This is a genomic window from Bradyrhizobium manausense (genome assembly GCF_018130615.1).
Lineage (GTDB): Bacteria > Pseudomonadota > Alphaproteobacteria > Rhizobiales > Xanthobacteraceae > Bradyrhizobium > Bradyrhizobium manausense_A.
Window position 1 is genome coordinate 55514 of sequence record NZ_JAFCKB010000009.1, and the last position, 12727, is coordinate 68240.

At 64.9% G+C, this 12727-nt stretch carries 12 protein-coding genes; 4 read left to right on the forward strand and 8 right to left on the reverse strand.

Annotation, left to right across the window (positions count from 1 at the left end; all coding sequences use genetic code 11):
- Positions 1 to 71: 71 nt before the first annotated feature.
- From JQ587_RS18640 to JQ587_RS18655, 4 genes are all read right to left on the reverse strand, one after another.
- A complete protein-coding gene (locus JQ587_RS18640; RefSeq protein ID WP_212301176.1) occupies positions 72 to 719 on the reverse strand; it encodes a response regulator in 648 nt (215 codons plus the stop codon).
- A 2-nt stretch (positions 720 to 721) separates the two neighbouring features.
- A complete protein-coding gene (locus JQ587_RS18645; RefSeq protein WP_212301177.1) occupies positions 722 to 4273 on the reverse strand; it encodes a hybrid sensor histidine kinase/response regulator in 3552 nt (1183 codons plus the stop codon).
- 198 nt (positions 4274 to 4471) lie between these two features.
- Positions 4472 to 5962, reverse strand: a complete 1491-nt coding sequence (gene mctP, locus JQ587_RS18650) for a monocarboxylate uptake permease MctP (protein ID WP_212301178.1) — start codon at positions 5960 to 5962, stop codon at positions 4472 to 4474.
- On the reverse strand, positions 5952 to 6128 hold the full coding sequence (locus tag JQ587_RS18655; RefSeq protein WP_212301179.1) for a DUF3311 domain-containing protein: 177 nt from the start codon (positions 6126 to 6128) through the stop codon (positions 5952 to 5954). Before JQ587_RS18655 ends, mctP begins: the two co-directional genes overlap by 11 nt.
- A 204-nt stretch (positions 6129 to 6332) precedes the next feature.
- Here JQ587_RS18655 and JQ587_RS18660 point away from each other — a divergent pair, with 204 nt between their 5' ends.
- Genes JQ587_RS18660 through JQ587_RS37185 form a run of 3 tightly spaced genes read left to right on the forward strand, consistent with a single transcriptional unit; the run spans position 6333 to position 7518 of the window.
- Positions 6333 to 6635, forward strand: a complete 303-nt coding sequence (locus tag JQ587_RS18660; protein ID WP_249149350.1) for a hypothetical protein — start codon at positions 6333 to 6335, stop codon at positions 6633 to 6635.
- Positions 6632 to 7069: a type II toxin-antitoxin system VapC family toxin gene (locus JQ587_RS18665; RefSeq protein WP_212301180.1), complete on the forward strand. Its 438-nt coding sequence runs from the start codon at positions 6632 to 6634 to the stop codon at positions 7067 to 7069. Before JQ587_RS18660 ends, JQ587_RS18665 begins: the two co-directional genes overlap by 4 nt.
- Before the next feature lie 38 nt (positions 7070 to 7107).
- On the forward strand, positions 7108 to 7518 hold the full coding sequence (locus tag JQ587_RS37185) for a DUF4279 domain-containing protein (RefSeq protein ID WP_212301181.1): 411 nt from the start codon (positions 7108 to 7110) through the stop codon (positions 7516 to 7518).
- Positions 7519 to 7567: 49 nt separating this feature from the next.
- Here JQ587_RS37185 and JQ587_RS18675 read toward each other — a convergent pair whose 3' ends face one another.
- From JQ587_RS18675 to JQ587_RS18685, 3 genes are read right to left on the reverse strand one after another with little or no spacing between them, the layout of a single operon-like run.
- Entirely contained in the window at positions 7568 to 8452 is an 885-nt protein-coding gene (locus tag JQ587_RS18675; RefSeq protein ID WP_212301182.1) for an MlaD family protein, read from the reverse strand.
- Between the two features lie 16 nt (positions 8453 to 8468).
- A complete protein-coding gene (locus JQ587_RS18680) occupies positions 8469 to 9239 on the reverse strand; it encodes an ABC transporter ATP-binding protein (protein WP_212301183.1) in 771 nt (256 codons plus the stop codon).
- Between the two features lie 2 nt (positions 9240 to 9241).
- A complete protein-coding gene (locus tag JQ587_RS18685; RefSeq protein WP_212301184.1) occupies positions 9242 to 10375 on the reverse strand; it encodes an MlaE family ABC transporter permease in 1134 nt (377 codons plus the stop codon).
- A 134-nt stretch (positions 10376 to 10509) separates the two neighbouring features.
- On the opposite strand from JQ587_RS18685, the gene dgcA reads away from it, so the two are divergent.
- Positions 10510 to 11505, forward strand: coding sequence for an N-acetyl-D-Glu racemase DgcA (dgcA, locus tag JQ587_RS18690; protein ID WP_212426209.1), 996 nt, complete (start codon positions 10510 to 10512; stop codon positions 11503 to 11505).
- Here dgcA and JQ587_RS18695 read toward each other — a convergent pair.
- Positions 11475 to 12671: an MFS transporter gene (locus JQ587_RS18695; RefSeq protein WP_212426210.1), complete on the reverse strand. Its 1197-nt coding sequence runs from the start codon at positions 12669 to 12671 to the stop codon at positions 11475 to 11477. The two genes, dgcA and JQ587_RS18695, sit on opposite strands and share 31 nt — an antisense overlap.
- Positions 12672 to 12727 lie beyond the last annotated feature (56 nt).

The window sequence follows — 12727 nt, forward strand, 5'->3', positions numbered from 1 at the left end:
AGCTCGCGAATAGCGACTGCAAATGAAAGCGGAGGCCTCACGGCCTCCGCTTTGTTTTTGACGGTGCGACTTCAGGTCCCGCCGGGCTGTCCGAACGACAGCCGCTCGGCCAGGACGGCGGCCTGGGTGCGTGAGCCGACGCCGAGCTTGCGCAGGATGGTCGAGACATGCCCCTTCACGGTCTGCTCGGCGATGTCGAGTTCACCCGCGATCTGCTTGTTGAGCTTGCCCTCGACGATCATCGCGAGAATGCGCAGCTGCTGCGCCGACAGCGAGGCCATGCGTGCGGCGAGCTCGACATCGGCACTCTGGATCGAGCCGCGGCCGCCGACATTGGGCGGCATCCAGATCTCGCCGGCGAGGATCTTGGTGATCGCATCCGCCATCTCGGGCAGGCTGAGCGATTTCGGGATGTAGCCGGATGCGCCATAGGCGATGGCGCGGCGGATCGTGGCGGCGTCCTGCCGCGCCGAGATGATCGCAACCGGCACCGTCGGGAATTGCGCCGACAGAATGAACAGCGCGGCAAACCCCTGGATGCCCGGCATCGTCAGGTCCCACAGGATCAAGTCGATCTCGTCCGACTGGGCCGAGAGCACGCTCACGGCCTCGTCGAGGGACTGACAGGCGACGATGTCGAGATCGGGCAGCACGCTCGACAGCGCACTGCGCAAGGCGGCCTGCACCAGCGGATGATCGTCGCCGATAAGGATGCGCATGGTTACGCCGAAGAGGCTCCCTGTTTCGTCCCGTACTGCCGGGTCAAGGCTTCGCCGCCGAGGAAACGCCGCAGCGCTGCCGGCTTGACCGGCTTCGACAGGACCTCGCAACCGCGCGCCCGCGCCTCCGTGCGTACCGCCTCGCTGCGATCTCCGGTCACGACGAGCGCGCGGACGCTGCGTCCCGACTTCTGCCTGAGATCGTCGAGAAAGTCCAAGCCGGTGCCTTCCCCATCGAGATGGTAGTCGAGCAGCACGACGTCGGGCGGGTCCGCCGCAGCCACAGCCATCGCGCTGGCGGCCTCCGTTGCTGCCAGCACGCGATGGCCCCAGGTGCCGAGCAGCGCCGTCAGGCCGTCCAGGATCGTCGCATCATTGTCCAGGCACAGGATCGTCAGGGGCTGCTCAGTCGCGGCCGGAGCCGCTACCGCCGCCTTGCGCTGGAGCGGCATTCCGCGTCCATGCGCGAGCGGCACCGTGACGGCAAAGCATGAGCCGTGTCCCGGGCGCGAACGGACATCGACGGGATGCCCCAGCAGCCGCGAGACGCGATCGACGATCGCGAGCCCGAGACCCAGCCCCTTCTCCGATCCGGGCGCCAGGCGCTGGAACTCCTCGAAGATCCGCTTCTGGTCTGCCTCGGCGATGCCGATACCGGTATCCCGAACCTCGATCCGCAGATCGCCTCCGCGCCGCCGGCAGCCGAGCAGAATGCGTCCCTTGGGCGTGTAGCGGAGTGCATTCGACAGCAGGTTCTGCAGAATGCGGCGCAACAGATGCGGGTCGCTGTGCACCGGGAGCCGGCAATCGACGACGCGGAGCACAAGCCCCCGCTCACGCGCCATCGCGGAGAATTCCACGTTCAACTGCACGAGAAGATCCGCAATCGGAAAATCGAACGGCTCGGCACGAACCGCGCCGGCATCATAGGAGGAGATATCGAGCAGTCTGTCGAGCACATGCTCGGTCGAGCGCAGAGCGGTGATGGCGCTCCCCGCCAGGGTCCGCTCCTTCTCCGCCGCGCCGGCTTGCGGCAACGCATGCAAGCTCTCGTCGAGCGCCGACAGGAACAAGCGCGCCGCGTTCAGCGGTTGCAGCAGATCGTGGCTCGCTGCCGCCAGGAAGCGGGTCTTGCCGAGATTGGCCTGCTCGGCCTCCGCCTTCGCCTGCTCGAGCGCCTCGGTCCGCTCGCGGACACGCAGCTCCAGATCCTCGTTGGCGCGCCGCAAGGCTTCCGCGGCGCGGTGACGCTCGGTCACGTCGGTGTAGGTCGAGACATAGCCGCCTTCGGCGACGCGATCGTAGACGATCTCGAGCACCGTGCCGTCGGGCCGCTTACGCTCATACAGATAGGGCCAGCTTTGGGCCGCGACATCGCGATTGACCAGGAGCGCCGCGAATTCGGACGCGGCGTATTCGCCGCGCTCGACGTTGAAAGCAATGAGCTCCGCGAGCGGAAGGCCGACGCGTACGAAATCCGGCGGCAGGTCGAGCAGCGCGATGAACCGCCCGTTCCATGCCGTGATGTTGAAATCGGCATCAAAAGCGCAGATGCCCTGCGGCACGCTCTCGAGCGTGCTTTGCAGCAGGCTGCGATTGAAGCGCAGGGCTTCCGAAGCCTCGTCCAGCATCGCCATCGCCGCCCGCCGCGACAGCGAGTGCCCTTCCAGCGACGACGCGATCACCACGCGCGCCGACGCTGCGCCGATCGCGCCGGCGAGAAGATTTTCGGTGAAGCGGATCGAGTCGAGATCGACCAGGCCCGATGGGTCGAGGCGCGGCCCGGTGCCCGACATGCGCGCTGCAAGATAGCCGTCGAAGGCCGCCTCCCCGCGCTCCGCGCCGACAAAGCGCCGGGCAAGCGCGCGGAGATCGTCGAGCCGGACGACCACGCGAGAGGATAGTTTCGGCACGGTGTCGCGGACGACGCCATCGGCAAATGCCGCAGCCTGATTGCGCTCGACGGTGGTTTGCCGTCCCAGCACCGAGAGCGCGAGGAAGCAGACGAGGTTGGCGCCAAGGCTCCACAGCGTCGCATGCGAGATCGGATCGAGTCCTTCGAGCCCGAACAGCGCGTTTGGCTTGAGGAGAGCGAGCTGCCACGGGCCGTGGCGAACGATCTCCTCGAAGGCCGGCCATAGCGGTGCGGCCGAAGGCAGCAGCAGCGTATAGGCCCAGATGAAGAATCCGGCCGCGATCCCGACCGAGGCGCCGATCTTGTTGGCGCGCTGCCAGAACAGGCCTCCGACGAACGCCGGTCCGAATTGCGCGACTGCGACGAACGACAACAGGCCGATCACGGTGAGCGGATAGGCCTGGTTGACCAGGCGGTGCATCAGATAGGCCAGCAGCAGGATGCCGAGGATCGAGAGCCTGCGCACCGTCATCAGCACCGAGGTCACCGGCCGGCTATGCGCACGCAGACCGAAAAAGCGCGAACGTAGCAGCAGCGGCATGATGACGTCGTTGCAGAGCATGGTGCTCAGCGCGACCGAGGTCATGATCACCATGCCGGTGGCGGCCGACAGCCCGCCCAGGAAGGCGATCAGGCTGATGGTCCCCGCATTGGCCGCAATCGGCAGCGAGATGACGTAGGTGTCGGGGTCCATCATCGCACCGAACCTCGAAAGTCCGGCGGCCGCGATCGGCAGGATCAGCAGGCTGAACAGCGCAAGATAGGTCGGGTAGAGCCACGCCGCGGCGCGCGTGTGACCGGGGCTCTCGTTCTCGACGACCGCGACATGGAACGCCTGCGGCAGGCACAGGAAAGCGATCGCCGAGATGATGATCGTCGAGGGCCAGACCGGCTGCGTGGGGTCGAAGGTCAGGATCCCGGCCAATTGCGGATCCGAATGAAACTGCGACAGCAGAGTGGCCGGACCGCCGGACAGGCCGAACAGCACGAACAGCGCCACGATCAGGAATGCGACCAGCTTGACCACGCTCTCGAAGGCGATCGCCAGCATCAAGCCGCGATGATGCTCGCTGGCGTGGACATGGCGGACGCCGAATACGATCGCAAACAGCGCCATCGACGCGGCGACGCCGAATGCCGAGTCCTGCCAGAACCGCAATGCCTCGCCGCCGGCGCGCTCAGGCTGAAGGATCAGATAGTCAAAACTCTTGCCGACGGCCTTGAGCTGAAGCGCGATATAGGGAAGCACGCCAAGCAGCGAGGCCAGCGTGACGAAGGCCGCAAGCACCTGGCTCTTGCCATAGCGCGCGGCGATGAAATCGGCGATCGAGGTGACGTTCTGGGCTTTCGCGATCGCGATCACCTTGGACAGCAGCGGCTGGCCGAACAGCAGCACCAGCGTCGGGCCGATATAGATCGTGGCGAAGTCCAGCCCGCTCGTGGCGGCGCGGCCGACCGATCCGTAGAAGCTCCACGAGGTGTTGTAGACCGCCAGCGTCAGGCAGTAGCTGACCGCCGCCGCCCAGGATTTCGGCGAGACCAGCGGTCCATCCACGCTCCGCCGATCGCCCCACCAGGCAATCAGGAACAGCATGGTCACATAGCCGGCTGCGACCGCGAGAACGAACCACGCCTGCAAGACATCCTCACTCGAGATCGATCCGCCCGCCCATCAACCAGTCCGGAACGCGGGCGAATAGTAGAGCGTTTTCCAGCGAAGTGGAGACCGGTTCGCGTAAAGAAAACGCGTCAGAACAAGAATCTAGAGCTTTCGATCGCGCGGAAGGCAAGTTCGGGATCGGCGGCCAGATGTCCGGCCGCCGATCGATGCTTGACGTCAGGCCGCCTCGCGCGACAGGCGGGCCTGCGGCAGGCCCTTGAGCACGAGGTTGACCACAACGGCGACCACGATGTTGAGCGCGAGCGCCAGCAAGCCGGTGTAGATTGCAACCTTGCCGGCGCCGAAGTCGATACCGTGCAACGGCTTCAGCCCATCCGACCAGGCCAGCCACGATCCGCCCGCAAGGCCGACGGCCCAGCCGGCCAGCAGCGCCGTGCTCGAGAACCAGTTCAGGTAGAGGCCGAACACCAGGGCGGGCAGCGTCTGCAGGATCCAGAGGCCCCCGAGCAGCTGCAGGTCGAGCGCGAACTGCGTCGGCATCAGCAGGATGGCGAGCAGCGCGCCGACCTTCACCAGCATGGAGGTGATCTTGGCGACCTTGGCCTCGCCTGCCGGCGTCACCTTCGGATCGACCCACACCTTCCAGAAGTTGCGGGTGAACAGATTGGCGGCCCCGATGCTCATGACGGCTGCCGGCACCAGCGCTCCGATCGCGATCGCCGCGAACGCAAAGCCTGCGAACCAGCTCGGAAACAGCGTCTTGAACAGCTCTGGCACGACATCGTTGTTGCTCGCGAGCTTGAGCCCCGCTGCATGGCCCATATAGCCGAGCAGCGCCAACAGGCCGAGCAGCAGCGTGTAGGCCGGCAGCAGCATCGCATTCTTGCGAATGGTGTTGCCACCTGAGGACGCGAAGATGCCGGTCAGCGTGTGCGGATACATGAAGGCGGCGAGCGCCGAGCCCAGCGCCAGCGAAGCGTAGGGCACGATCTGCGCCGGTGACAGCAGGATGCCGCCCGAGCCCTTCGCCGCAAACGCTGCATCCGCCGCCGTGAAGATCGCGCCGTAACCGCCGAGCTTGGACGGCACGATCGCGATCGCCGCGATCACCACGATGTAGATCATGATGTCCTTGACGAAGGCGATCAGCGCCGGGGCGCGCAGGCCCGACGAATAGGTGTAGAGCGCCAGCACCAGGAAGGCGAGAACGAGCGGCACCTCGCCGCTCAGCCCGAGCGCCTTGATCGCCACCTCCATGCCGATCAGCTGAAGCGCAATGTAGGGCATCGTCGCCAGCACGCCGGTTGCCGCGACGGCAAGCTCGAGCCCACGCGAACCATAGGCACCCCGCACCACGTCGCCCGCGGTGACATAGCCGCGCTCCTTGGCCACCTTCCACAACACCGGCATCACCGCGAACACGAAGGGATAGACGATGATGGTGTAGGGCAGCGCGAAGAATCCGTAGGCGCCGACCGCGTAAACCAGCGCAGGCACGGCGATCACGGTGTAAGCGGTGTAGAAGTCGCCGCCAACCAGGAACCAGGTGATCCAGGTCCCGAACTTGCGGCCACCCAGGCCCCACTCGTCGAGATGGGCGAGCGTCTCCGGCTTGCGCCAGCGCGAGGCGACGAAGCCCATGCCGGTGACGAGGGTGAACAAAGCGAGGAATACGGCGAACGCCGCGCTATCGACATTAGTCAGCACGGCGTGCGCTCCTGTAGACGATGTAGGTGAGCAGCGAGGTCAGCGGCACCCAGGCGAGCTGATACCAGTAGAAGAACGGAAAGCCGAACAGATGCGGCTCCCGGATATTGTAGAACGGCACGATCATCAGGCCGATGAACGGCAACAACAGCAACAGACGTATCACGCTCTCGCCTCCCCTGTGAGTGAAGTCGGCGCGCTTTTCGTGAGGCGCACCTTGAGCGCGATATAGCTGACATCGCCCGCCGGCCCGCCCCCTACCTTGGCTCGGCCAGACCCCCATACTTTCGTATCGTCGCCTGCGACGGATCAGTTTGCAGTCCGACCTATTTCTGGCTATATTTCCAGAAATTGAGCATGGAGAGCGCCCTTGGCCGACACAGCCCAAAAAAGAGCACTTCGAAATTACCGGGCCCGCCTGACTAAGCGCGGCATGGCGCGATTCGAGGTGCTCGGGCTCGATACCGACCGCGAATTGATCCGGTCCCTCGCCAAGCAGCTCGCCGAAGATGGTACCAACGCCGAACGACTACGCTCTACGCTGCATCAAACAATAGCAACGGAACCTCCCAAGAAGGGTGGTATCCTTGCCGCGCTGCGACGCTCGCCGCTTGTCGGGACCGATCTCGAAGTCAAGCGCGCGCGCGTAACGGGTCGCAAGGTTGACCTGTGACAAGGTACGTCCTCGACACCAATATTATTAGCAATGTCACGAAGCCGAGCCCGTCGCCGGTGCTCTTGGCGTGGCTAGCCGAACAGAACGATGATGATCTGTTCGTCTCAGCCTTGACGATCGGCGAGATCCGGCGAGGCATTCTGGAAAAGCCGGCGGGGAAAAAGCGGAGCGCATTGGAGACCTGGTTTGCCGGCCCCGAAGGACCACCATTGCTTTTCGCGGGGCGCGTGCTGGCTTTTGACGAGCAAGCGAGTCTGATTTGGGCGCGCCTTATGGCGCGTGGTACAACAATCGGAAGGCCCCGTAGCGCCCTCGATATGATCATCGCCGCCGTGGCCGAAGCCAATGGCTGCATTGTTGCGACCGACAACGAGAAAGATTTCGCGGGGCTGAAATTCGTGAATCCGCTGCGCAATCGTAAGGTGGACTAGCGCCGACATCACCATCACGCCAAGTGCCCCCTGGACCAATGAAACATCAGCGTACGAAGCTATCTCTGCAAATAAGGCACCCTACGCGCGACCTTTTTTTGGTTTGCAAAGCTCTTGGCCTCAAACCCGAACTCCTCTGGAAAGCGGGCGAAAAGCGGAAGACTCCGAGGGGGACAAGGATTGGCGGCGTTCGCACAGAATCCTATTGCTCGATCGATTTCGGCGAAAGTCGGCGCGAAGGATTCGCTAGGCAAATGCAGGCCGCCTTGGCCCGACTCAAGCCACACCGGCGCACTCTACGAAAGCTGACATCTACAGGCGGCAGAGTTAGTTTCTTCGTTGGCTGGTTCTGCGACAAACATACTGGCGAAAGCCTTGATCGTCAGCTTCTCGGCGAAATGGCTGAGCTTCAGATCGCAATCGATTTGAACATCTATATCCCCGACTAGTAGGCGGCAACCGCGCCAGCGTCGGCGTGATCCGCTTAATCGATACGCGCTACTGCCGCCTGCCGCTCGCGGCCGGTGCCGGCTTCGGCGCCTCGGCCGGCTGCGGCGCGGCCGCTGCCGGCGCGCTGTTGCTGGCGCCGAACAGAACGCGGGTCGGATTGCGATCGAAGTTGTTCACGGCGCGGCTGATGTCGCCGAGGGTGCGGCGGCCATCGGTCATCAGCGCGCCGGAGCGCTTGTCGAAATCCTCGGCGAGTTCGCGGATCGACTTGACCGTCAGGAACAGCTCGCCGCCGTCCTTGCCGCCGGCGAGCGAGTTGAGGCCGAGCATGAGGCTGTCGGCCTTGAGCATCACGCCGTCGACCTTGGCCATCACGCCATCGATCTTCTCGGAGTTGCGCGCGAGCGAGTTGGTGAAGGTCTCCAGATTCTTCAGCGAGTTCTTCACCGACTCCTGATTGTCGGCGACGATCTTGTTGATGTTCTGCAGCGTGCCGCGGATCGCCTCGGTGACGTCCTGAAGCTTGTTCGGATCGGCCATCAGCGTCGGAATGCCGTCCTCGTCGAGCGGCGGCGGAGGTGCGGCCTCCTCGCCACCCTTGAGCGAGATCGCGGCGACGCCGGTCAGGCCCTGGAATTCGAGGCCGACCAGGGTGTCCTTGCGGATCGGGGCGTTGTTCTCGACCATGGCGAGTGCGACAACCCGCCGCGGATTGTCGAGCTTCACCGAGACCACCTCACCCACCCGGATACCGTTGAAATTGACGCTGCCGCCGTTGCGCAGGCCCGCCGCCGGGCCTTCGAACACGACGCGCAAGGGGCTGCGCTGCTTGGTGGTATGCAGCGACTGGAACCACAGCACGAAGCCGATCGCAGCCGCGATCACCGCCAACGTGAAGGATCCGATCAATACGTAGTTCGCCCGCGTTTCCATCAGGTGCTCCGGCTACTCAACTCATCACCGCGCGGGCGCGCTTGCCATGGAAATATTGCCTCAGCCAGGGATGCTGCGAGGCCTGCATGTCGGCGATCGACCCTGCCGCAATGATCTTACCGTTCCCTAAAACGGCGATGCGGTCGCAAGCTGTGTAAAGGCTGTCGAGGTCGTGAGTTACCATGAAAACCGTCAGCCCCAAAGTACGCTGCAGCGTCCTGACCAGCTCGTCGAAGTCGCCGGCGCCGATCGGATCGAGGCCCGAGGTCGGCTCGTCCAGGAACACGAGGTCCGGATCGAGCGACAATGCACGGGCCAGCGCGACGCGCTTGATCATGCCGCCGGAAAGTTCCGAGGGGAAACGTTCGGCCACCTCGGGCTTCAGGCCGACCATCGCGAGCTTGGCCATGGTGATCTCGTCCATCAGCCGCTGCGACACGCGAAGATATTCGCGCATCGGAAACTGGATGTTCTGCCGCACCGTGAGCGAGGAAAACAGCGCGCCCTGCTGGAACAGCACACCCCAGCGCCGCTCGACGTTGCGGCGCTGCGACGTGTTGGACGAGTCCAGATCGACGCCGAACACCTCGATCGAGCCCGCGACCTTCGGCACCAGGCCGATGATGGTGCGCGTCAGCACTGACTTGCCCGCGCCGGAGGGACCGACGAAGCCGAGGATCTCGCCGCGCTTGACGTCGAGGTCGAGGCCGTCGAGCACGCGCGTCGCGCCGAACTGCACGGTGATGTCACGGACACGGATGATGGGATTTTGAATGTCGCCTGCCATCGTCACATTCCGATCGAGGCGAAGAATATGGCGAACACGCCGTCCATGACGATCACGAAGAAGATGCCCTTCACCACCGACGCAGTCGTGTGCTGTCCAAGCGATTCCGCGCTGCCCTGCACGGCGAGGCCTTCGACACAAGCGACGATGCCGATCACCGCCGCCATGACGGGCGCCTTGACGATGCCGACGATGAAATGGTCGATCGAGATGGCATCGCGCAGGCGCAATAGGAAGGCTTCGGGATCGACGCCGCCGTAAAGCCAGGCGACCAGCCCACCGCCATAGAGCGCAGCCATGGCGCCGAGGAAGGCAAGGATCGGCAGCGCCAGCACCAGCGCCAGCATGCGCGGCAGCACCAGCACCTCGATCGGGTCGAAGCCCATGGTGCGCAACGCGTCGATTTCCTCGCGCATCTTCATCGAGCCGAGCTCGGCAGTGTAGGCGCTGCCGGAGCGGCCTGCGACCATGATCGCGACCAGCAGCACACCGATCTCGCGCAGCACCAGCACGCCGAGCATGTCGACGACGAAGATGTCGGCGCCGAACCGGCGGAAGTGGAAGATGCCCTGCTGCGCGATGATGCAGCCGATCAGGAAGGTGATCAGCACGATGATCGGCACCGCGCGCCAGCAGACCTGCTCCATGTGATGCACGGTGGAGGTCAAGCGGAACGAGCGCGGATGGATGAGCACATGCGCGCCCGCCGCGAGCACCGCACCGAGCATGTCGATCAGGCCGGCGATGGTGCCGCCGATGCCGGCGACCGTGCGGCCGATCTGCTCCAGCATGCCGGAGATGGTAATGGTGGAGGTCTCGACCACCGCGGTCGCGCGGACCCGGCGTACTTCGTCGACGAGGCTCGAATAGTTCGCCGACAGCCCCGCGATCTGCGCCTCCACGGCGCCTTGCGTCAGGCTGCGGCGCAGCCGCTCGATCAGCCAGGCGCCAAAAGTGTCGAGCTTGGCGACCTCGGAAACGTCGATGAAGATGCTTTGCGAACTGCCGGCGAGCTTCTCGGCGTCGGCCACCAAGCGCTCCAGGGCCGGCGCGAAGCTCGCGGTCCAGGTTCCGGTCGCGCACAGAGCCAGCGCATTGCCCTTGGCAATCCGTTCCAGCTTGGGATCGCCGTTCAAGATGTCCGCTCCCGTCGCGGGGCGGAGGAAATCAGATAGTTGCGCACACGCCCTTACCCGGAAAAGGTATCCCCAACTGGTTAATGTTAGTTGCTAGAGGTAACCAGCAGGTTCAGATTTCGCCAGAGTTCAAAATGACTTCCAGCAAAGTTCCTGCCCTCGCCGCGCGAATCGAGCGGTTTCCCATCGCCGGCCGTTTCACCATCAGCCGGGGCGCCAAGACCGAGGCCGTCACGGTCGTGGCCGAAGTGAGCCAAAACGGCCTGACCGGCCGCGGCGAGTGCGTGCCCTATCCCCGCTATGGCGAGACCCCCGCGGCGACGTTGGCTGCGATCCAGGCCATGGAAGCGGCCGTGGCGAGCGGGCTGACACGGCAGGCTCTCCAGGCCGCCATGCCGCCTGGAGCTGCCCGCAATGCGCTGGATTGCGCTCTGATCGATCTGGAGGCCAAGGCGGCCGGCCTGCGGGCCTGGAACCTGCTGGACCGCCCAATGCCCGGCGAGCGGACCACCGCCTATACGATCTCGTTAGGGACACCGGACGCCATGGCGGCCGCGACCGCCAAGGCGGCGCACCGGCCGCTGCTCAAGATCAAGCTCGGCGGCGATGGCGATGGCCAGCGGATCGCGGCGGTGCGCAAGGCGGCGCCCGAGTCGGAACTGATCGTAGACGCCAACGAGTCCTGGACCGAGGTCAATCTGGAGCAAAATCTCGCCGCCTGCGCCGCCGCCGGCGTCACCCTGGTCGAGCAGCCGCTGCCGGCCGGCAAGGACGACGCATTGGCGCGGATCAAGCGGCCGCTCGCAGTCTGCGCCGACGAGAGCGTGCATGATCGTGGCTCGCTGGCACCCCTGCGCGACCGCTACGACGCCGTGAACATCAAGCTCGACAAGACCGGCGGCCTCACCGAGGCACTGGCCATGGCCGATGCCGCGCAGGCGCTCGGCTTCGAGATCATGATCGGCTGCATGGTCGCGACCTCGCTGTCGATGGCGCCCGCGATGCTGGTGACGCCGCAGGCGCGCTTCGTCGATCTCGACGGCCCCTTGCTGCTGGCGCGCGATCGCGATCATGGGCTGCGCTATGACGAGAGCCTGGTCTATCCGCCTGACGCCTCGCTCTGGGGATGAGCCTTGAGCCGGTGCCGCGCCGACCAGATGACAAGCGCACCGGCCGCCGCCATCGCGGCCATGACGTAATAGAGGTTGTCGCCGATGCGAGCGTAGATCGCGCCTGAGGCGATCGAGGTCACGGCCCCCAACAATCCGCTGCAGGCTGCGAGGTAGCCCTGCCCGCGCGCGACCCGATGCGACGGCACGCGCTGCACCAGCAGATTCATGGTGCCGACGATGGTCATCCCGAAGGTGAGACCGTGGCTGAGTTGTGCGATCGCAAGCAGCGCCAGCGGCGGCTCTTGCGCCGTGACGATCCAGCGCAGCACGGCGCTCAAGCCGCCGATCGCCATCAGCGATGAGGGATGCAGCGAGAAGCGCGGCGACAGCGCGAAGACGACGATCTCGGCGATCACGCCCAGGGTCCAAAGCCCCGCGATGGTCAGCCCGCTCAGACCCTGGAGCTGCCAGTTGATGGCGGAGAATATGTAATAGGCGGCATGACTGCCCTGGATCAACGCCGCCGAAGCGATCACGGCCCAGAAGCCGCCATCGCGCAACAAGGCCTTGCCCGCAACCGTCTCCGTCGCCTTGCGCCTGACATCGTCGAGCGGCCGCAGCAACAGGCTGGCGAGGACCGCAACCACCGCCCACGCGACGATGATCCAGATCAGGTGGCGTGCCGCGATGACGTCGACGAGATAACCGAAGGCCAGCGAGCCGGCAGCGAACGCCGCCGAGCCCCACAGCCGCAAGGGTCCGTAATCGAGCCCGTAATGCGCGACGCCGCGCAGGGCATAGGCATCGGTGAGCGGTGTCGTCGGCGTCCACATCACGCAGGTCAGCGCGTAGATCAGGAACAGCGCCAGGGGCTGTTGCTGCAGACCGAGGGCCGCAAGGCCGATCGCGGTGGCCAGCACCGAGATCATGATGCCGGCGCGAATCGCGTGTCGCTTTTCGGCAAAGGCCGTGATCTGCGGCAGCGTGGTGAAGCGCGTGAGCGACGGCAGCGCGTTGATGAGGCCGATCCAGGAAGCGTCGACGCCGATCGCCTTGAGCCAGACCGGGAAGAACGGCAGATGCGTGCCCGACACCGCAAACACGGCCGAATAGAACAGCGCAAGACTCACGGCAAATCGCCGCCTGACCGATGCTGGTGTGGGGATTTGTGATTCGGGTGGCATCAAACCAATTGCGATTCGGTCGATATCGTGGTGATCGTTACAGTAACGCGCACTGA

What these genes read in the sequence shown, in the direction of transcription:
- JQ587_RS18640 (WP_212301176.1), bottom strand. Translation starts at nt 719, where the DNA reads ATGCGCATCCTTATCGGCGACGATCATCCGCTGGTGCAGGCCGCCTTG.
- JQ587_RS37185 (WP_212301181.1), top strand. Translation starts at nt 7,108, where the DNA reads ATGAAACATCAGCGTACGAAGCTATCTCTGCAAATAAGGCACCCTACG.
- JQ587_RS18675 (WP_212301182.1), bottom strand. Translation starts at nt 8,452, where the DNA reads ATGGAAACGCGGGCGAACTACGTATTGATCGGATCCTTCACGTTGGCG.
- JQ587_RS18680 (WP_212301183.1), bottom strand. Translation starts at nt 9,239, where the DNA reads ATGGCAGGCGACATTCAAAATCCCATCATCCGTGTCCGTGACATCACC.
- dgcA (WP_212426209.1), top strand. Translation starts at nt 10,510, where the DNA reads ATGACTTCCAGCAAAGTTCCTGCCCTCGCCGCGCGAATCGAGCGGTTT.
- JQ587_RS18695 (WP_212426210.1), bottom strand. Translation starts at nt 12,671, where the DNA reads ATGCCACCCGAATCACAAATCCCCACACCAGCATCGGTCAGGCGGCGA.